This window comes from Massilia sp. UYP11, assembly GCF_050434805.1.
Taxonomy (GTDB): domain Bacteria; phylum Pseudomonadota; class Gammaproteobacteria; order Burkholderiales; family Burkholderiaceae_D; genus Telluria.
Map to the genome: position 1 here is coordinate 94,428 of NZ_JBNDJE010000013.1, position 21,144 is coordinate 115,571.

13 protein-coding genes are annotated in these 21,144 nt (G+C 66.1%); 8 read left to right on the plus strand and 5 right to left on the minus strand.

Going from position 1 to position 21,144, the window contains the following annotated elements; translation table 11 throughout:
- Positions 1-153 precede the first annotated feature (153 nt).
- The 5 genes from ABIB38_RS17065 to ABIB38_RS17085 form a co-directional block, all read right to left on the minus strand.
- Positions 154-1,512: a TolC family outer membrane protein gene (locus tag ABIB38_RS17065; RefSeq protein WP_429205617.1), complete on the minus strand. Its 1,359-nt coding sequence runs from the start codon at positions 1,510-1,512 to the stop codon at positions 154-156.
- 2 nt (positions 1,513-1,514) lie between these two features.
- Positions 1,515-2,873: an HlyD family type I secretion periplasmic adaptor subunit gene (locus tag ABIB38_RS17070; protein ID WP_429205619.1), complete on the minus strand. Its 1,359-nt coding sequence runs from the start codon at positions 2,871-2,873 to the stop codon at positions 1,515-1,517.
- Positions 2,873-4,672: a type I secretion system permease/ATPase gene (locus ABIB38_RS17075; protein ID WP_429205620.1), complete on the minus strand. Its 1,800-nt coding sequence runs from the start codon at positions 4,670-4,672 to the stop codon at positions 2,873-2,875. The genes ABIB38_RS17070 and ABIB38_RS17075 overlap by 1 nt, the downstream gene beginning before the upstream one ends.
- Positions 4,673-5,108: 436 nt before the next feature.
- A complete protein-coding gene (locus tag ABIB38_RS17080) occupies positions 5,109-7,802 on the minus strand; it encodes a DUF4214 domain-containing protein (protein WP_429205622.1) in 2,694 nt (897 codons plus the stop codon).
- Positions 7,803-8,022: 220 nt separating this feature from the next.
- Positions 8,023-9,372: a FecR family protein gene (locus ABIB38_RS17085; RefSeq protein WP_429205623.1), complete on the minus strand. Its 1,350-nt coding sequence runs from the start codon at positions 9,370-9,372 to the stop codon at positions 8,023-8,025.
- 173 nt (positions 9,373-9,545) lie between these two features.
- On the opposite strand from ABIB38_RS17085, the gene ABIB38_RS17090 reads away from it, so the two are divergent.
- From ABIB38_RS17090 to ABIB38_RS17125, 8 genes are all read left to right on the plus strand, one after another.
- Positions 9,546-11,378, plus strand: coding sequence for a CHASE2 domain-containing protein (locus ABIB38_RS17090; protein ID WP_429205625.1), 1,833 nt, complete (start codon positions 9,546-9,548; stop codon positions 11,376-11,378).
- Positions 11,375-12,640: a tetratricopeptide repeat protein gene (locus ABIB38_RS17095; RefSeq protein WP_429205627.1), complete on the plus strand. Its 1,266-nt coding sequence runs from the start codon at positions 11,375-11,377 to the stop codon at positions 12,638-12,640. Before ABIB38_RS17090 ends, ABIB38_RS17095 begins: the two co-directional genes overlap by 4 nt.
- Before the next feature lie 32 nt (positions 12,641-12,672).
- The gene (locus tag ABIB38_RS17100; protein ID WP_429205629.1) at positions 12,673-12,999 is read left to right on the plus strand and encodes a VanZ family protein; all 327 of its coding nucleotides are present in this window, start codon (positions 12,673-12,675) and stop codon (positions 12,997-12,999) included.
- Between the two features lie 7 nt (positions 13,000-13,006).
- Positions 13,007-13,795 (plus strand): Crp/Fnr family transcriptional regulator, encoded by a 789-nt coding sequence (locus ABIB38_RS17105; protein WP_429205631.1) that lies wholly within the window; start codon positions 13,007-13,009, stop codon positions 13,793-13,795.
- Between the two features lie 182 nt (positions 13,796-13,977).
- The gene (locus tag ABIB38_RS17110; protein WP_429205633.1) at positions 13,978-14,778 is read left to right on the plus strand and encodes an ABC transporter permease; all 801 of its coding nucleotides are present in this window, start codon (positions 13,978-13,980) and stop codon (positions 14,776-14,778) included.
- Positions 14,778-15,998 carry an ABC transporter ATP-binding protein gene (locus ABIB38_RS17115; RefSeq protein ID WP_429205635.1) on the plus strand — a complete coding sequence of 407 codons (1,221 nt, stop codon included), beginning with the start codon at positions 14,778-14,780 and terminating at the stop codon, positions 15,996-15,998. The genes ABIB38_RS17110 and ABIB38_RS17115 overlap by 1 nt, the downstream gene beginning before the upstream one ends.
- Positions 15,995-17,386, plus strand: coding sequence for a methyltransferase domain-containing protein (locus ABIB38_RS17120; protein ID WP_429205636.1), 1,392 nt, complete (start codon positions 15,995-15,997; stop codon positions 17,384-17,386). The genes ABIB38_RS17115 and ABIB38_RS17120 overlap by 4 nt, the downstream gene beginning before the upstream one ends.
- A complete protein-coding gene (locus ABIB38_RS17125; RefSeq protein WP_429205637.1) occupies positions 17,370-21,137 on the plus strand; it encodes a glycosyltransferase in 3,768 nt (1,255 codons plus the stop codon). The genes ABIB38_RS17120 and ABIB38_RS17125 overlap by 17 nt, the downstream gene beginning before the upstream one ends.
- The last annotated feature ends 7 nt before the right edge of the window (positions 21,138-21,144 follow it).

Below are 21,144 nucleotides of genomic sequence, written 5' to 3' on the forward strand. Positions count from 1 at the left end.
ATTCGTGGGGCGGATATGCTCAGCTGGAAACTTTAACATCGATTCACGGCGAATTTGCATCATCATCGCCCTGTCATCGCCCCTGAATGCACAAAGAAAACGGGCATATGCCATTGACATACGCCCGTCGATTTGTTGCGGTTCCCGTTCGAATCAGCGGAAGTAGGCGGCGACTTCGCGCACCGCGTCCGCATTGAGGGTGCCCGCGTCCGCACGCAGGCGCAGCAGGCCGAGCAGATAGCTGTATCGCGCCTGCGCCAGGTCGCGCTGGCTGGTGTACAGCTGCTGCTGGGCGTTCAGCAGGTCGAGGTTGATCCGCACGCCCCCCGCGACGCTTTTCTCGGTGGCGACCATCAGTTCCTTGCCCGAGGCGACCGCCCTTTCCAGCGCGCTGATCATCGCAACGCTGTTCTCCACCAGGTCGTAAGACCTGCGCAACTCGACCATGATCCGGTTGCTCTGCGTGTCGAGTTCGGCCCTGGAGCGCTCGAAATTGGCGGCAGCCTGGCGCGTGGTGGCGCTGATCGCGCCGCCCTGGTAGATCGGGATGTTCACCTGGACGCCGACGGTGCGGTTGATGGAATCCTGCCGGTAGTTCTGGAGCGAGGCCGCATCGTCGCGGCTGTAACCGGCGACCAGGTCGACCGTGGGGAAGTGTCCCGCCTTCTGGCGTTTGATTTCCAGGCGGGCATTTTCGACCGCCAGCCTGCCGGCGGCCAGCAGCGGATTGCGCTCCTCGGCCGTGCGGCGCCAGTCTTCGAACGATTTGAGCGGCAAGTCCTGGAACCGGAACTCCGCACCCAGCTTGTCGAGGGTGCCCGGGTCCATGCCGATGATGCCCGCGAGCGTGTTGCGCATGGCGATCGCATTGTTCCTGGCCTCGACCAGCTGCGCTTCGGCCAGGTCCAGCCGCGCCTGCGTCTCGAGCATGTCGGTCTTGGTGCCCTCGCCTTTTTCGAACAGGCGATCATTGACCTTCATCTGTTCCAGGTACATGTCGCGCTGCACCCGGGACAGCTCGACCTGGTCCTCGGCGAACAGCGCGTCCGCATAGGCCCCGACGACACGGATGATGACGTCATTGGTGTCGGATTCGAATTTTTTCGCGCCCTGGGCGGTCTGCACCTTCCCCTGGCGGTAGCGGAAGATCGAATCCAGGTTCAGGATCGGCTGCTGGAGGTTGATGGATGAGGAGCGGCTGATGTAGCGCGGATACTCGAGTATATTCCTTCCGGCCAAGGTTGAATACGTGTCGGTATCTGCGATATTTCGATTCGCCCTGTAGCTTGCCGACAGCCGCGGCAGCAGGTTCGACCGTCCAAGGTTCACGTTCTCCTTGGTCGCTTCGTTCTCGTAATAATTCATGCGATATTGCGGATCGTTCCTCAATGCCGCTTCATAGGCCTGCTGCAGGCTGACCGCGCCGGCATTGCCGGCGACGAAGGTCAGCAATGCGGCGATGGCAAGTCCACTGCGGCGCAGCGCGCCCGGCTTCCTGATCGCTTGCGCCATGATCAATCCTCGCTCATCGACGACCGGCTGCGGTCCATCAGCGGCTTGAGCAGGTAGCTCATCATCGTGCGTTCGCCGGTCTTGACGAACAGGTCCACCGGCATGCCGGGACGAATAGCCATATTGTGTTGCGCGATCATCTTTGCGCCTTCGGGCGACACTTTCACGCGCACGTGGTAATACGGCGCGCCGGTACGCTCTTCGACGCTGCGGTCGGCCGACACGGTTTCCACGATGCCCGGAATGTGCGGCGTACGGTTGGCGTTGAACGCCGAGAAGATCAGTTCGGTCTCCAGACCTTCGTACACCTTGTCGACCAGGTTGACCGGCAACTGCCCTTCGACGATCAGCAGGTCGTTGGTCGGCACGATATCCATCATCTTGAAGCCCGGCTGCACGACGCCGCCATTGGTGAACACGGCCAGGCCGACCACCGTGCCGTTGACCGGCGCCTTGACGTCGACGTTCGACAGCTCGAATTGCTGGGCGCTCATGCGCGCCGCCTGCGATTCCGATTCCTTCTGCGTCTCGGCCAGCGTGGTGCGCACTTCCTTCTGGTATTCCTGCATGCGCTGCGATTTGCGCAGCGTCAGTTCCATCACCTGGCGCTGGGCGCGGCCGATATTGCCGATGTCCTCGGAGATTTCACCCTGCAGCTGCGCGTAGGTGCGCTCCAGGTCCAGCAGGCGGTTGCGGGCGATATAGCCTTCCTTGGCCAGGTCGCGCATGCCGCCGAGCTGCTCCTTGAGGAAGCCGACCTGCTCCTTCTTGCTGTCGCGCGACTCCTGCAGGCCCTGGATCTGCATCTTGAGGCCGGCGATGTTCTCATCCACGCCGCCCAGTTCGTTCTGCAGCGACGCCTGGCGCGAAGCGAGCAACTGGTTTTGCAAGGCCATCATCTCGGCCACGCGCGCATTGTCGGCGTGTTTCGTCAGGTCTTCGGGGAAACGGATCGTTTTCTGCCCCGCCTGTTCCGCCAGCAGTCGCGCCTCGCTCGCGCGCGCGGCGAGAAATTGCGCTTCGGTAATGTCATAACCCGCCTTGGCAGTAATCGGGTTCATGCGCACCAGCACCTGGCCGGCCTTCACCACGTCGCCGTCCCTGACCAGGATTTCCTGGATGACGCCGCCCGTCGGGTGCTGCACGCTCTTGCGGTTGGTTTCCTTGGCCACCGTGCCCGTCATGGGAACGCCCTTGTCCAGCGGGGCGAAGGACGCCCACAGCAGGAAGCCGAGCACGCCGAACAGCACGATCAGCCAGCCGACGCGCGCGTAGGAACGCGCATCGGTATTCACGGTCAGCGGCGCGACGTCATGACTGACGACTTCGGCAGGCGCATCCTTCTGTTGAATCAGCTTCATTATTTGCTTCCTTGTTCAGTCGTTGCAGCGGCGGCGGCCTGGGCCTGCAGCTGCGCCTGGCGTGCCTGCGCCTGTGCCTGGGCTTGCGCCTGTGCCTGCGCTTGCGCCTTCTGGTTCGCATCCTGGACCGCGGCCAGCACCTGGTCGGTCGGGCCGAAGGCCTGGGCCGCGCCGTCGCGCAGCAGCAGCAGCTTGTTGGTGGCGCCGATGATGCTGGTGCGGTGCGTGACCAGCACGACCGTCTTGCCGCGGCGGCGCATGTCGAGCACGGCCTGGACCAGCGCCTGTTCGCCCACCTCGTCGAGGTTCGAATTCGGCTCGTCGAGCACGAGCAGGGCCGGGTCGCCATACATCGCGCGGGCCAGGCCCAGGCGCTGCTTCTGGCCGCCGGACAGGCCGGCGCCGCCGTCGCCCAGCGGCGTGTCGTAGCCCTTGGGCAGGTGCAGGATCATGTCGTGCACGCCGGCGCGCTTGGCCGCCTCGACGACTTTTTCGGCATCGACGTCGCCGAAGCGGGCGATGTTGTCGCTCACGGTGCCGCCGAACAGTTCGATGTCCTGCGGCAGGTACCCGATGTTCGGGCCGAGTTCGGCCTTGTTCCAGCTATAGATATCGGCGCCGTCCAGGCGCACCTTGCCGCCCGCGGCGGGCCACACGCCGACCAGCAGGCGCGCCAGGGTCGACTTGCCGGATCCCGAAGGACCGATCACGCCCAGGGCGTCGCCCGGTGCGATCGCGAACGACAGGCCGCGCAGGACGGCCTGGGTCGCGCCCGGCGGCGCCGCGGTCACGCCTTCGACGGTCACGGTGCCCTGCGGCTTCGGCAGTTCCATGCCTACGTTACGCTCCGGATTGTCATTCAGCATCTTGGAGAGACGGTCGAAGGCGCTGCGCGTGCTGCTCCACGTCTTCCAGACCGCGATCACCTGCTGCACCGGCGCCAGCGCGCGGCCGATCAGGATCGAGGCCGCAATCATCATGCCCGGGGTGATGTGGCCTTCGATCGCCAGCAGGGCGCCCAGGCCCAGCACCAGCGAGGTCAGCGACGTCTGGAAGAACTTGGTGATCGCGCCGATGACGCCGGCCTTCTGGCTCGCCTCGGCCTGCAGGTTCAGGAAGCGGCTGTGCAATTTGAACCAGCGGCGCATCAGGTTGGGCAGCATGCCCATCGATTCGATGACTTCGGCGTTGCGCAGGTTGTTGGTCGCCAGGTTGCCGGAAGCGATCGACATGGTGTTGGCTTCGCCGAGCGGCCCGCGCGTGATGCGCTCGTTGACGACGGCCAGCACCACCAGGATGATCGTGCCGCACAGGGCGAACAAGCCGAGCCAGACGTCGAAATAGAAGATCACGGCCAGGTAGATCGGGAACCACGGCGCGTCGAAGAACGCGAACACGGCGTTACCGGTCAGGAACTGGCGCAGGTTGGTCAGGTCGCCCAGGGCCTGCCCGGCGTTGCCGCCGGCCCGCTTGAGGTTCTGCTCGAACGCCGCGGTGTACACCCGCTTGTTGAGCAGCATGTCGAACTTGGCGCCCACGCGCACCAGCACGAAGCTGCGCATCATCTCGAGCGAGGACATCAGCACATAGGCGCCGAGCATCATCACCGTCAGCATGAGCAGGGTAAATTCGTTGCGGCTCGCCAGCACGCGGTCGTAGACCTGCAGCATGTACAGGGACGGCACCAGCGCCAGCAGGTTCGTGATGGCGCTGAAGACGCCGACGGTAATGAACGTGCTTTTGAAACCGCGCAGGGCGAGCCCGAGTTCGTTTTTCGATTCGAAGAATTTATTGAGCATTGTAGGCCGTCGTGAAAGTGTGCCTGATGACCGCAATAGAGCCAGCCACAGCCAGAGCGCACATTATCGCCTAAAAGCCCCGTGAAATGTGATGAGCATCACAATTTTGAAGAAGATTAGTTGCGCTGATGCATCAGATGTCGGTACAGCCCATGAAAAAGGCCATGCTCTTCAGCATGGCCTCTGGGATCGATGTCCGTCCCGGGAAAGGCGTCGCGTTATCCATTCGTGCCGAAACTCAGCAGAGCATGCTCCGCATTCGACGGCACTGCAGAAGTCGATCCTGCCTGTCCAGGCCGGTGATTGCTCACCCGGCGGGACGGAACCGCCTGTCTTGACTCATCGCGGTGTACGCGAAAAAACCCTGGCTCCAGGAGCCAGGGTTCGCGTTATCGCAACCCCTTGCCGAGGCAAGGGGCATTTCCGGTGAAGGAAATTAAGGGGCTGGAGCCGGGTTCAGAGCCAGAACCAGCATGTCCAGATCGATGGTGCCGGTCAGCTTGATGACGACGTCGTTGTTGGTCAGGCCATTGGCGCCCACATCCGAGTAGATGTAGGTGTCGCCACCGTACTGGAACACGACGTTGTCGGCAGCGGCTGCGCCCAGTTCGGTCAGTGCCAGGCCGAAGGTTGCAGCGGTCGAGGTTGCCTTGGCGAAGGTAGCGCCGCCAGCGACCGAGATGTCATCCGAAGCAGCCAGATCCAGCGCGCCAGCGGCGGTCTTGACCAGGGTCAGGCCGGTGATGGTGTCCATCTTGTCGTAGGTCGACGACGTGGCGCTGAAGCGCACGATGTCGTTGCCAGCACCCAGCTTGATGGTTTCAGCGACGTTGGCGCTGGTGGTGTAGTCCAGGCCACCGGTGACTGCAGGGCCGCCGAAGGCTGCCTTGCCGGTCATTGCGGTTGCGTCGACGTTAGCCAGCACGCCGGCCGCGCCGTTGACGATGACAGCCGAACCGTTGCCGGTCAGGTTCAGCGTGGTCAGGGCGCCCAGTTCGCTGAAAGCGTTGGTAGCGCCAACTTTAGCACCGCTGGTGGTCAGCGAGAAGTTAGCCAGGACGTCAGCAGTTGCGGTGCTGCTGGTGTTGGCGTTCACACTGTTGGTCAGGTTGACGGTAGCCGACTTGACGTCGCCGGTCAGCTGAGCAAACGTAGCTTCGCCAGCAGCGCCCGCAGTTGCTGCGAGAGCTTTCACGTTCAGGGTGATCGAGTCTGCGTTTGCAGTGACCACAACGTTATTTGCTGGATTGAGAACAGGATCAGCACCAGCGGCGCTGCCACCGGTCGCGTCAACGGTCAGCTTGCCAGCATAGGTCGTCGCGGTTGCGGCAGGGGTACCGGTGCCAGCACCGATGTAACCGGCAGCGCTCACGCTGACGTCGCCAGTGGTGACGATGCTCTGGGTATCAGCAACCTTGGTGATGGCGCTGGCATCTTGCGTGAACGAGAAGGTGCTGAACTGGCTCAGGGCGGCTGCATCGACGCCGGTTGCTTGTGCCGAGAACTTCAGGGTCTCGACGTTGGTCACGACCGCTTTGAGGATTTCGATATCCGCAGCAGCGATGGTACCGTTACCGATCGTCAGGGTGTCCTTGCCTTCGCCGCCGTTGACGATGTCGCTCGCGGTCACTGGACGGGCAGTGGTGAAGGTGATGTTGTCATCGCCAGCGCCAGCGTTGATGTTGACTTTGACTGCGGTAGTGCTGACGTCGATGGTGTCGTTACCAGCGCCCGAATTGACGGTCGCGGTCTTGCCAGCGGTGGTCAGGCCGACGGTGAAGGTATCAGCGCCGTTGCCGGTGGTGATGGTCTCGGCTGCGGTGTATGCGCCCACCAGGGTCACGCCAGCGCTCGAACCGGCTGCATTGATGGTTTTGATCGAAGCGGCTTCAGCCTGGGCGTCCAGGGTAATCGCACCGGTCGCGTTGACGTTCAGCGTCTCGACAGCGCCAGTCGAGTCGATGGTAGCACGGCCGCTGCCATTGACGGTCACGGTCTTGATGCCAGCACCAGTCAGGTTGACAACGGCGTTGGTTGCGCCACCAGCAACGGCCGACGAACCAGTCAGTTGCACGGTTGCAGCAGCAGCGGTGCCGAAGTCACCGGTGATCGCAGCGCTCTTGCCTTGCACGCCCAGGGTCTTGCCGGACAGGCCGGTGACGTTGGTCGCGGTAGCGGTGTTCTGCAGGTTGACGGTGGTCGAACCAGCGAAGTAGCCAGCGTCGACGGTCGCAGCAACGCCGCCGGTGCTGATGAAGTCCGCGCCGGTGATGTTGATGATTTCCACGTTCTTGACGGTGGCAGTGCTTGGCAGCGGGGATGCCTTGCCCACGATCAGGTTCAGGGTGTCGATGCCGGCGCCGCCGTCGATCGCGTCACCGGTGTTCAGGGTGGAAACGCTAGCAGCATCCACGCCAACCAGTGCGGTGATGGTGTCAGCAGCGTTGGTGCCCACGATGTTGTCGACGTTGGCGGTCAGGGCCAGGTTCGACACTGGGGTCGAGCCGGTCACGATGCCGGAGATGGTCGAGTTGATGACCGACTGGTAAGCGGTCACGCTGGTCGACGAGGTCACGCCGGTCAGCAGGCCACGGCCGGCTGCAGCTGCTGCGTCGCCCGAGTAGGCGTTCAGTTCAGCCGGGGTGTCCAGGGCGGTGGTGAAGGCGGTAGCGACGGCAACCTTGTTGGCCACGGTCAGTGCGTCCAGCTGGCCTTGGGCCGAGGTGTTGACGGTAGCAGCCTGCGAGATGGCGGCAGCGGCGTTGGCCTTGCTCAGGGTGCCCGAGGAGATGGCGCTGACCCAGAAGTTGAAACCGGTGATGTCGGCTTCGCGGCCCAGGACGTTCTGGTAGATCGCGGCGACGAACTTCGAGATGCCGACCTGGCTGTTGTCGCTGCCGTACAGGGCGACCGACTCAGCCGAGTTGCTGAAGGTGTTCACCAGCTTCGACAGCGCGGTGGTGCCGGCGGCGTCAGCCTGCACGGCAGCCTGCACTGCGGCGAAGGTCTTCGGTGCGCCCATTGCGTCGAGCTGCGCCGAGAAATTCTGCAGGCCGTAGAAGTCAGCCGGACGGCCGAAGTACGACATGTACAGTTGTTGTACAACGGCGGTGTAATCTTGAGCTGCCATGATGTTTGAATCCTTTAAAGATTGTGGTTGTAACCAAGTCTGCTGTAGGACAACACTGGTGTGTGTCCTATGGGTTATTGCAGAACTGCGGAGTATATTGCCAGATTATGATTTCAAGGTTGTGACCGTCATCACAAAGCCCAAGTTTTTTACGCTATAGATACATTTTTTTACGAATTCTTTCAAAAAACCACCAATTACGGTTACAACTATTCCCGATTCACCGGCTCCACGATGTGGCGCCGCTGACAACTATTCCCGGATTGGCGGAGTTCTTGAAAATATATCCAGCCTGATCCGCATTCGCGCCACCCAGATATCCCCGGATGATCGTATCGGAGCGCCGGTCTTCGTACAGCATGCCTTTGTCCGTCATGATGCCGCTGCCGATGACGTCCGCGCGATCGCCGTCGGCCCTGACGACCAGCGACGTGGCGAAGGTTTTTTTCGCGAAATCCATCGTCAATTGGCCCGAATCGATCGTGGCAAACCGATTGCCATCCGAATTGGTCATGATTGCCTCGCCGCTCATCAATGTAAATGCCGCCGTTCCTTCTTTTGGCATGACCAATGCCGAATTGGAAAGGCGCGTAATCGCATATGGCCCGTAATAAGTGGCAATATCGACATCGGCGTCATCAATACGGCCGATCGCAGGCGCCCGATTGAGCACTGCCTGCCAGCGTCCCCAGAAAACTTCGGGCACGACGGCAACTGGCGGCCGTGGCGGCTCGATCACCACGGGCGGCGGGATGACGGGATCGGTCACCGGCGGGCTCTCCGGCAGTGGTAGCGGCGTCGGAGCCGGCTCCGGCGTCGGGGCCGGCGCCACTGGTCGCACATTGCTCAGCGTCTGCGCCGAACGCTGCGGATCCAGATTCACCTGCGCGAGCGGCGCCGCGGCCGGCTTGGTCGTGGGCTCGTCGCCACGCGGCTTGCCGGCCTGGTCAGGCGCCAGCGCCGGATTGGCCAGCAATTGCGGAATGCTGTTGCCGCGCTCTACCTGCAGCAGCATGCCGCCCTGCCCGGCGAACAGTTCGCGCGCGTCACGTCCCTCGCAAGGCCCGGTTCCCGCCGCCGCGCAGCCGGCGCCGAAGCCGCTCATCACCACGCCGCCGGACAGCACCGTCACGCGCGTCGTCTGCTGATCGGTATACACCGTGAAATCGGTGCCGCGCACGCCGATCGCGGCAACGGGCGTATTGAAACGGAAGTTCTGGCGCGCGCGCTTGACGCCTTCACCCGAAATCGCGCGGGCCACGCCTTGCAACAGCTCGAGCTTGACCTGGGTTTTCGATGGGTCGGCGTTGTCGATCGAATACGCCGTCACACGCGCGACGGTATTGGGACGCAGGATCAGGAAACCGTTGTCGACGGTCTGCACATAGACATAGCCGTCAACGCCGGTCGAGATCTGGTCGCCCTCCGCCACTACCGCATCCTTGAGGGCGACGTGACGGCCGAGCTGGGCATCGCCGGTGACGAACACCACGCGGCCGGCCTCTGCCGCCTGTGCGTTGCCGACCAGCGACAACATCATCGCAACAGCCACCACGATTTTTTTCAACATAGAGTCCTCCATACCTACCATTGTCCAGCGTCAACCGATAAAATCTGTGACGCTCATCACAATCTTGAGTGTATATCGGCATTTGCCTGCAGCAAATTATTTCTGCTGGCAAATGCAACCCGATATACTGCATGTTTTCCGTTTTTCGGTACATTCTGGTTTCATTTTTGCCAATGCCACTCCCCCGCTTCTTGCGCACCGACCTGCGCCATCCAGCCGTCCTGCGCGGCCTGATCGCGCTTGTCGCGGTGGTGCTGGCGGGATGGCTGCAATGGGGTGGCGGCACGCGGCCGACGAGCGCGGTGGACGAGTGGTTGCGCGACAGCTTCATCCAGCTGCGCGCCAGCGCCGTACCGGAACAACGCATCCTGGTGATCGACATCGATGAAAGCAGCGTGGCGAACATCCCCTGGCCCTGGCCGCGCGCCCGCATCGCCGACCTGGTCGAACTCGCCCTGGCCGACGGCGCTCGCGCAGTAGCGCTCGACATCCTGATGGAAAAGCCCGCCGACGCCGACGGCGACATGCGCCTGGCCATGCTGGCCGGCCACGGCCCGGTAGTGCTCGCGCAGATGTTCGACTACCTGCACGCCGATGCGCCGCTGGGGAGCGGCCATCTGGTCGGCGGCGCCCCGGCGCCGGCAGCCGGCAACGCACTGCCCGCCCTCGGTTACCTGGCCAACCACGCCGGCCTGGCCCAGTCGCGCCATGCCGGCAATATCGGCGTGCTGCCCGATGCCGACGGCGCCTTGCGCCGCCTGCCCGTGTTCACCAGTTACCGCGGCCGAGTCTACCCTACCCTCTCGCTCGCCTTGCTACAGTGTTGTGGTGATGCGACAGATAACTTGCCGCTGCGCGCGGTCGAACGCGTGCCCTTTGCGCGCGACTGGGCTGCCTACGACGTCGTCAAGGCTGTCGACTTGCTGTCCGGGAATATGCCGGAAGGCATGGCACGCGGCAGGCTGGTGCTGATCGGCTCTTCGTCGCTGAGCATCGGCGACCGCATCGCAACCCCGCTGGGCGCGTCGAGCGCCGGCCTGCTGGTCCATGCCTCGATGCTCACCTCGCTGCTCGACCGTCAACAGGGCCTTGCGCCGGCCGCGCTGCCAGGCAAGAGCATTGCGTTCGCCTTCGTGCTCGCCGTCGTGTTGCTGACCGCCTATACGCTGCCGCGCATGTCGGCGGCTTCGAACGCGCTGCTGCTGGGCGCCAGCGCCCTGCTGTGGCTGGCCATCGCCTGGCTGCTGGCGCCACACGACCCCGATTTCGCGCCGGCGGCGCCGCTGCTGTGCTGCCTGTACCTGCTGGCGGTGGCCGTGCCATTCCAGTGGGAGCTGGCGCAGCGCCGCTCGCGCCAGCTGCTCGGCACGCTGCGCCAGTACGTGGCCGGCGAAGTCGTCGACGAGTTGTTGCGCAGCGACCTGAAGGACCCGCTGGCGCCGCGGCGCCTGGAAGTGACCACCCTGGTGGCGGACATGCAGGGCTATACCAGCCAGGTCGAGGCGCTGTCGCTGGAAGAAGCGTCGCGCCTGACCACGCAATTCCTGGAATGCCTCACCCAGCCCGTGCTGGCCCAGCGCGGCACCCTCGACAAGTATACTGGTGACGGACTGGTGGCTTTCTGGGGGGCGCCGCTGCCGAATCCCGACCACGCCGACCTGGCGCTCGACGCGGCGGCGCGCATCCTGCGCGAGGTGGCGCAATTTTCCAGCCAGCGCGAAGCCAGCGGACTGCCGCCGCTGCGCGTACGCATCGGCATCGAAAGCGGCGTAGCGATGGCCGGCGACTACGGCACCGCGGCCCGCAGCATCTATACCGCCGTCGGGGACAGCGTGAACACGGCGGCGCGCCTGGAACAGGCGGCGCGCGACTATCCGCACGACGTCATCGTGGGCGAGGGCACGGCTGCGCTGGCCAGGCGCCACCGCCTGCTGCTGCTGGGCGAGCGCCAGCTGCGCGGCAAGGGGCGCCCGACACGCATCTACACGCTGGAGCAAGGCGCATGATGCGCCTGGTCGCAGCCATCGCGCTGGCGGCGGCGTGCTGGTCGTGCCACGCCGTGGCGCAGGACGCCCCGGCCGCCGATTCGCCGCCGAGCGCGGGCGAAGCGGACCAGCAGGAAGAACTGTATCGCGCCGCACTGCGCGCGCTGTCCGACGGGCGGGTCGAAGAAGCGGCGGCCTTGCTCGAGCGCGTCGTGGCCGCCCAGCCGCGCCACGCCGGCGCCTGGCTCGACCTGGCGATCACCCATTGCGAACTCGGCAATTCGAACGAGGCCGAGCGCCTGTTTTCCGGGTTGCAGCAACGCTTCGCGCTGCCGGAACCGATCGTGGAGACGATCGCGCGCTACCGCGCCACCGGCTGCGGCAACAGGACCGCACGCGAGGGCGGCGCCTGGCTGCTGGCGGCCACCCGCGGCCACGACGACAACGTCAACCAGGGCGCGAGCGATCCGCGCTTCGCGATCGGCACCGGCAGCGCACGGACCGAGTACGAACTGGCTCCCGACTTCCTGCCGAAGGGCGACAACTTCAGCCAGCTGACGCTGTCCACCGTGCACCCGCTCGGTGGCGCCGCGACGAACGCCATCGTCCAGGCCTATTCGCGCTGGCACGACCGGGAGCGCAGCCAGGACACCGCCCTGGTGGTGGGGGCGGTCGAGCACACGTGGAAGCCGGGCGGCTGGCTGCTGCGCGGCACGGCGGCGCTTGGGTATGTGACGCTGGACCGCGCCCTGTACCAGCGCCAGAAGCAGTTGCAGATGCGTTTGTCGCCGCCATGGAAAATGCCGGAGGGCGCCGAATTCACCTTGTCGGGCAACCTGAGCCAGGTCGAGTACCCCACCCGCCCCGCCTACGACGGCACGACCATCGAGCTCGGCGGCATTGCCGGTTACCGTGGCGGGCGCAGCCTGACGCAGGCGACGCTGACCCGCCTGCACGACGACAGCACCAACGGCCGGCCGGGCGGCGACCGCGACGGCTGGTTTGGCAGCCTGCAATGGTATGGCGCAGCCACCAGCCGGCTGAGCCTGGAAGGCGGCGTCGCCTGGCAACACTGGCGCAGCCAGGCGCTGTACTCCCCCGGACTGATCGACACGCGGCGTCGGCAGGACACGGCGACCTTGCGCACCGCCGTGAACTGGAAGTTGCATTCACGCTACAGCGTCGTCGTGGAGTGGCGTAGCACGCTCAACCGCGAGAACATCTCGCTCTTCCAATATAATAGTCACGCCCTGCAGATGAGTTTGCGTTGGGATAACTTCTAACGCCAGGATTGGTGTACAAGCAATAGGTCGATATGTCCTGGGAATTGATTGTCTTCGTGGCGGCCGCTGGCGCCGTCGCGCTCGGCTGCCTGCTGCCGGCGCGCTGGCTTCCGCTGCTTCCGCACGACAAGCTGCTGCACTTCATTGCATTCGCGGGACTGAGCACCCTGGCGCTGCTGATCGAACCCGCCTGGGCGCGCCGCATGGTCTGGCTGCTGGGTTTGCTTTCAGCCGGATTTGCCATCGAATTACTGCAGAAGCTGGTGCCCGGACGTAGTTTTTGCTGGCGCGACATGGGGGCGAACACGGCCGGCATTGCCGCCGCCACCGCTGCGTTCGGACTGTTACAGGTGATTTGAGAACCGCATGACATCGTCGACCAACCGCAAGAACGATCCCGAGAAAGAAGCCGCTCCCGGCGACCCGACGCCCGTGCCGGCCGTTCCCGCGGCCAACGAACCGACGGCGCAGGAACATGAAGTCCAGATCCATCTGCGCAAGATCCCGCTGCTCGCCAACCTCAACGAAGAAGACATGCTGCGGGTGAAAACGAACCTGCGCATCCGCGAATACGCCAAGCGCGACATCGTGCTGCAAAAAGGCGCGCCCGGCGACAGCCTGCTGTTCCTGCTGAGCGGTTCGCTGCAGGTCATCGACGTCACCGAGGACGGCCGCGCAATCGGCCTGCGCATGCTGCAGCCGGGCGACTTTTTCGGCGAGATCGCCGTCATCAGCGGCGCCATGCGTTCGGCATCGGTCGTGGCGCTGACACCCGTGCTGGTCGCCCTGCTGCCGCGCGCCGTCGCGCTGCACATGTTTACGCATTCGCCGCCGGTGGCCCACGAGATGCTGCGGTTCCTGGCCGAGAAGGTGCAACGCGACTCGGAATTCCGCGCCCTGCTCAGTATTCACAATACCTCACGCCGCATCTTCACCTTCCTGAACCTGCTCAAGGAGAAAAAGGAAGGCAATGTCCACGTGGTGGAAAACCTGCCGACGCACCAGGACATCGCCAACATGATCAACACCAGCCGCGAGACCGTCACCCGCGCCTTGCTGACGCTGGTGCAGCAGGGAATCATCAAGAAGGGCTCGCACAGCATCACGATCATGAAGCCGGAAGAGCTGCAAAAGCTCATCGAGGGCAACGGTTGACGGCATGCCGCACGCTGCACCGGCATGCCCTCCCGAGTTACTGTATGGCAAAGTAACAAGTAGTAACTCGTAAATTCCTAGTCAGCATCATGTTATAATCAGCAACTTATCTTCGGGGCCATCCCGAATAAGGACGCTTATCGCGCGTCCCGATTCCTGATCATGATCAAGCCCCAATACCTATGATTTCCCGTAATATGCTGGGCGGCGTCTGGCGCTACCGCGGTTTCATCGCGGGCAGCGTGCGCCGAGAATTCCAGGCCAAGTACCGCAATTCCCTGCTCGGCGCCGCCTGGACCGTGCTCAATCCGCTGGCCATGATCGTGGTCTATACCGTGATCTTTTCGCAGGTGATGGGCACCCGCCTGCCTGGCGGCACCGGCAACTTTGCCTACAGCATCTACCTGTGCGCCGGCGTGCTGACCTGGGGCCTGTTTGCCGAGATCACCACGCGCGGCCAGAACGTCTTCCTCGAACACGCCAACCTGATCAAGAAGCTGCAGTTCCCGCGCATCTGCCTGCCCATCGTGGTCGTGCTCAATGCGCTGGTGAACTTTGCCATCATCTTCGGCCTCTTCCTCGTATTCCTGGTCGCCACCGGTTCCTTCCCGGGCTGGAGCGCCCTGGCCCTGCTACCGGTGCTGGCGATCCAGATCCTGTTCGCCATCGGCCTGGCCATGGTGCTGGGCGTGCTGAACGTGTTCTTCCGCGACGTCGGCCAGTTCTTCGCCATCCTGCTGCAATTCTGGTTCTGGTTTACGCCGGTGGTGTATCCGGTCACCGCGCTGCCGGCCGAGGTGCGGCCGCTGCTGGTGTGGAACCCGATGGCCTCGGTGGTGCAGGCCTATCAGGGCATCCTGCTGCGCGGCGAGCTGCCGGATTGGCCGAGCCTGCTGCCAGTTACCGTGCTTGCCCTGCTGCTGTGCGCGCTGGGGATGCACCTGTTCCGCAAGCGCGCCGGCGAAATGGTGGATGAACTCTGATGGGCTCGATTATCGTCAAGGACCTGGGCAAGGCCTACAAGCAATACGGAAACCGCTGGAGCCGGCTGGCCGAATGGATCCTGCCCGGCAATAAGCCGCGCCACAAGCTCAAGTGGGTGCTGCAGGACATCAATTTTCAGCTGGCGCCGGGCGATGCGGTCGGCATCATCGGCATCAACGGCGCCGGCAAGAGCACGCTGCTCAAGCTGATCACCGGCACCGCCCAGCCCACCACCGGCGGCGTGGCGATCCATGGCCGGGTGGCCGCCCTGCTCGAACTCGGCATGGGCTTCCATCCCGACTTCACGGGCCGCCAGAACGTGTTCATGTCGGGGCAGCTGCTCGGACTCGCGGTCGACGAGATCGTCCGGCTGATGCCGCAGATCGAGGCCTTCGCCGAGATCGGCGACTACATCGACCAGCCGGTGCGGGTGTATTCGTCGGGCATGCAGATGCGGCTGGCCTTCTCCGTGGCCACCGTGGTCCGTCCGGACGTGCTGATCGTCGACGAGGCGCTGTCGGTCGGCGACGCCTATTTCCAGCACAAGAGCTTCGAGCGCATCCGCGAGTTCCGCAAGCAGGGCACCACGCTGCTGATCGTCAGCCATGACCGCGCCGCCATGCAGTCGATCTGCGACCGCGCGATCCTGCTCGACAGCGGCCGCCTGGCCAAGCAGGGCACGCCCGAGGAAGTGATGGACTACTACAACGCCCTGATCGCCGAGCGCGAAGGCAGCACCGTCGAGCAGGTGCGCACGCCGGAAGGCCGGGTCCAGACCACGTCGGGCACCGGCCACGCCAGCGTGCTCGAGGTGGCGCTCGAGAACGAGAACGGCCAGGCGCTCGAGGTGCTCAACGTCGGCGTGCCGGCCCAGCTGCGCATCCGCGTCAGGATCAACAAATCGGTGCCGCGCCTGGTGCTGGGCTACATGATCAAGGACCGCCTGGGGCAGCAGATCTTCGGCACCAACACCCATTATCTCGACCAGGCCCTCACCGGCCTGCGCGCCGGCGAAGTCATCGAATACCGCTTCCGCTTTCCGCTCAACCTGGGGCCGGGCAGCTACTCGGTGACCACCGCGCTCACCAGCAGCGAGACCCACCTGGCCGACAACTACGAGTGGCGCGACCTGGCCGCCATCTTCATGGTCATGAACATGAACCGGCGCGAATTCGTCGGCAGCAGCTGGCTCGAACCGCAAGTGGAGATCCAACGATGAACCAGACCTCGTTCTACCGCGCCTTCGAGGACCGCTACCGCGGCTCGCGCGAGACCATCAAGGACCGGCTGCGCGCCTATGCCGGCTTCACCGCCCCCCTGCGTGCGCTGGCGCCGGCGCCGGCCGCGCTCGACCTCGGCTGCGGACGCGGCGAGTGGCTGGAGCTGCTGGGTGAAAACGGCTTCCAGGCCGAGGGCGTCGACCTGGACGACGGCATGCTGGCCGCCTGCCGCGAACGCGGCCTGGCCGCGCGCCGCGACGACGCCCTGGCGGCGCTGCGCGCACGTCCGGACGCCAGCCTGGCGCTGGTGTCGGCCTTCCACCTGGTCGAGCACCTGCCGTTCGACCTGGTGCGCGAATTGATCGCCGAATCCTTGCGCGTGCTGCAACCGGGCGGGCTGCTCATCATGGAGACGCCGAACCCGGAAAACCTCACCGTCGGCGCCACCAGCTTCTACCTCGATCCGTCGCACGAACATCCGCTGCCGCCCGGCCTGCTCGGCTTCGCCGCCGAGCACGCCGGCTTCGCGCGCCAGCGCATCGTGCGCCTGCAGGAAGACCCGCGCCTGCATACCGAGGCGCCGGTAGGCCTGATCACGGTGCTCGAAGGCGTCAGCCCCGACTACGCGGTGGTGGCGCAGAAGGCCGCGCCGCAGCCGGTGCTGGCGCCGTTCGACGACGCCTTCGAGGCGCCGTGGGGCATCACGCTGGCGCAACTCGCCCAGCGCTACCAGGAGCAGCTGGCGGCGCAGCACGCCGAGATCCACCAGATCCTGGGCCGGATCGGCGAGCAGGGCGTGCAGACGGCCATCGCGCTGGCCGACGAACGCAAGCACGGCAGCGAACTGGCGCGCGCCCAGGCCCTGGCGGCCGAACAGCAGTCCGCGCTCGCCCGGCAGCTCGACGAACTGCGCCAGCAGGCGGCGCGCCAGGAAGCGCGGCTGTCGCAGGCCGAAGCCCACGCGGCCGAGATGGGCCAGCGCGTGGTCGACCTGCTGTCGAGCACTTCGTGGCGCATCACCGAGCCGCTGCGGCGCGCGATGACGCTGGCCTACCGCCTGCGCAACGCGCAGCGCGAAGGACGCCTGGGCAGCGCCGCGAAGTCGCGCGGCCTGCGCCTGGCGCGCCGGCTCGGCGGCGCCGTGCTGCGCCGCCCTGCGCTCAAGCGCGCCGCGCGCGCCGCGTTGCGGCGCGTGCCGGCGCTCGAGGCGCGCCTCTACAAGCTCATGCTCGACAACAGCGACGCCGTGCGCGTGGTGGTCGACCAGCAACCGGGCGAACTGTCGCCGCGCGCGGCGCGCGTGTACCACCAGCTGCAACAGCTGCAGAAACGGCAGCATCCACCGAAACAGGAACAGGCAAGGACCAGCGATGCGGATAGTCATTGATCTCCAGGGCGCCCAGTCGGAAAGCCGCTATCGCGGCATCGGGCGCTATTCGCTGGCACTGGCCCTCGGGGTCGCGCGCAACGCCGGCGGGCACGAGGTGTGGCTGGTCCTGAACGCGGCCCTCGGCGGCGCGATCGAGGACATCCGCCAGGCGTTCGACGGCCTGGTGCCGCGCGAGCGCATCTGCCTGTTCGACGGCGCCGGCGCCAGCGCAGAGGCGCACCCGGTCAACTCGCCGCGCGCGCGCGCCGGCGAGCTGCTGCGTGAATACGCGATCGCCCAATTGCGCCCGGACGCGGTGCTGGTCACCAGCCTGTTCGAAGGCTACGTCGACGACGCCGTGGTCTCGATCGGCCGCTTCGGCGACGGCGTCGCCACCGCCGCCGTGCTGTACGACCTGATTCCCTTCCTGAATCCCGAGCAGTACCTGCGCCAGCCCGAGCAGCGCAACTACTACGAGCGCAAGATCGCCTCGCTGCGCCAGGCCGGCCTGCTGCTGGCGATCTCGGACTATTCGCGCCAGGAGGCGATCGACGCCCTCGGCCTGGATCCGGAGCGCGTGGTCTCGATCTCCACCGCGGTGGACGAAACCTTCTGCAAGGCCGAGCTCGATCCCGGCCACCTGGCGGCGCTGCGCGCGCGCTTCGGCATCAATCGCCCGGCCCTGATGTGCGCCCCGGGCGGCTTCGACGCGCGCAAGAACATCGACGGCCTGATCGCGGCCTGGGCGCTGCTGCCGGCGCCCGTGCGCGGCGCGCACCAGCTCGTTATCGCCGGCAAGATCAACGACGGCGAACGCCAGCGCCTGGGGCAGCTGGCGCGCCAGCACGGCCTGGCGCCGGACGAGATGGTGCTGACCGGTTACCTGAGCGACGCCGACCTGATCGACCTGTACCGCAGCGCGGCGCTGTTCGTGTTCCCGTCGCTGCACGAAGGCTTCGGCCTGCCGGCGCTGGAGGCGATGGCCTGCGGCGCGCCGGTGATCGGCGCCGACAGCACCAGCATCCCGGAAGTGATCGGCCACCCCGACGCCCTGTTCGATGGCCGCCAGCCGGCCGCCATCGCGCAGCGCATCGCCGAGGTGCTGGGCGACCCGGCGCTGCAGGCGCGCCTGCGCGCGCATGGCGCGCTCCAGGCGCGCAAGTTCAGCTGGGACCGCAGCGCGCAGCGCGCCATTGCCGCGCTGGAAGCGCATGTGGCGCGGATCGCCGCGGCAGCCGCCGCCACGGCGGGTGCGGCCGCGCGCCGGCCGCGCATCGCCTTCCTGTCGCCGCTGCCGCCCGAGCGCACCGGCATCGCCGACTACGCGGTGCGCGTGCTGCCCACCCTGCTGCCCCACTTCGAGGTGGAACTGATCGTGCACCAGGCCGAGGTGGCGCTGCCGCCCGAACTGGCGCACCTGCCACAGCATCCGCCGGCCTGGCTCGACCAGCATCCGGAGCGCTACGAGCACGTCATCTACCAGTTCGGCAACAGTCCCTATCACAGCCACATGATGCCGCTGTTGCAGCGCCATCCGGGCGTGGTGGTGCTGCACGACTTCTACCTGAGCAGCATGATCTCGTACGAGCAGATCACCGGCGCGATGCCGGGCGCCTGGACCCGCAGCCTGCTGCATTCGCACGGCTACGCCGCGGTGCAGGCCAGCGTGGCGCCGGACGGCCTCGAGCAAGCCAAGCACGACTGGCCGAGCAACCTGGAGATCCTGCAGGACGCCAGCCACGTGATCGTGCATTCCGAATATGCGCGCCAGCTGGCGCGCGACTGGTACGGGCCGCAGGCCGGCGCCGACTGGAGCCCGGGCCAGCTGCCGCGCGCGGCGCCACGCGTGAACGATCGCGCGGCTGCGCGCCGCGCGCTGGGCATCGGCGCCGACGATTTCGTGGTCTGCAATTTCGGCTTCATCGCTCCCACCAAGCATTGCCTGGCCCTGCTGCAGGCCTGGCTTGCGTCGACGCTGCACGCCGACCGCCGGTGCCACCTGGTGTTCGTCGGCGCCAACCATGGCGGCGACTACGGCCGCCAGATGAGCGAGACCATCGACGCCGCGGGCGGCGGGCGGGTGCGCATCTCGGGCTGGACCTCGGACGAGGATTACTTCCACTATCTGCAGGCCGCCGACGTCGGCGTGCAACTGCGTACCGGCTCGCGCGGCGAGACCTCGGGCACGGTGCTCGACTGCATGATCTACGGCCTGCCGACCATCATCAACGCCAATGGCGCGATGGCCGAGTTCCCGCACGACGCGGTCTGGATGCTGCCCGACGCCTTCGAGCAACAGGAGCTGGTGCGGGCGCTGGAAACCCTGCGCGCCGACGACGCGCGCCGGCTGGCGCTGGCCGCCGCCGGCTTCGCGCTGATGGGCACGCGCAACAGCCCGGAACGGGTCGGCCTGATGTACAAGGCGGCGCTGGAGCGCGACGCCGTGCGCCGCCGCCTGGGCCAGCGCGCCCTGCAGGGCGCCCTGCTGGCCACGCCCGGCCTGGCGCCGGACGACGCCATGCTGCAGCACCTGGCGCGCGCGGTGGCGCGCGCTCCCGATCCGCTGCAGCCGCGCCAGTTGCTGCTGGACGTCACCACCATCGCGCGCAACGATCTCAAGACCGGCATCGAGCGCGTGGTGCGCAACCAGCTGATGGAGCTGCTGCAGCTGCGCGCCAGCGGCTACCGCGTCGAACCGGTCTATCTCGACAACAGCGGCGAGCATCCCCAGTACCGCTATGCGCGCAACTACGCCGCGCGCCTGCTCGGCATCGAGGACGTGCTGCAGGGCCAGGACCCGGTGGTCGACGTGCTGGCCGGCGACATCTATTACTGCGCAGACCACTCGCCGCACGCCGCGATGGAGGCCGCGCGCAGCGGCCTGTACGCCGCATGGCGCGCGCGCGGGGTGTCGATCAACTTCGTGGTCTACGACCTGCTGCCGGTGCTGCGTCCCGAATTCTTCCCGCCCCATGCCGACGTCACCCACGCGGCCTGGCTCGAATGCGTGGCGGCCGAGGCCGACCGCCTGATCTGCATTTCGCACGCGGTGTGCGCCGACCTCGACGCCTGGCTGGCCGAACGCGGCCTGGCCACGCGCGTGGGCCAGGTGCGCACCGGGCTGCACCTGGGCGCCGACCTCGAGCTCGCGGCGCATGCCGCAGCCGCCGAGTCGCCGCTCGCGCGCCAGGTCGCCGCGCGACCGAGCTTTTTGATGGTGGGCACGATCGAGCCGCGCAAGGGCCACCTGCAGGCGCTCGAGGCCTTCGAGCAGCTGTGGGCCGAAGGCGCCGACCTGAACCTGGTGATCGTCGGACGCGAAGGCTGGAAAGGCCTGGCCGACGCCGACCGCCGCACCCTGCCGCGCATCCTGGAGCGCCTGCGCGCGAGCCCCGAACTGGGCCGCCGCCTGCTGTGGCTGGACGGGATCGACGACGACACCCTGCAGCAGGTCTACCTGGCCAGCAGTTGCCTGCTGTTCCCGAGCGAGGGCGAAGGCTTCGGCCTGCCCCTGATCGAAGCCGCCCACCACGGCCTGCCGCTGCTGGCGCGCGACCTGCCGGTGTTCCGCGAGGTGGCGGGCGATCACGCCCACTATTTCGCCGGCATGCAGGGCGCCGACCTGGCCGCCGCGGTGCGCGAATGGCTGGCGCTGCATGCCGAGGGCCGCCACCCGACGCCGCAAGGCATGGACTGGATGACCTGGCGCGAGCAGGCGCGCGCGCTGCTGGCGCTGCTGGACCCGGCGTCGACGCCGCCCGCCGCGTGACGCCGCT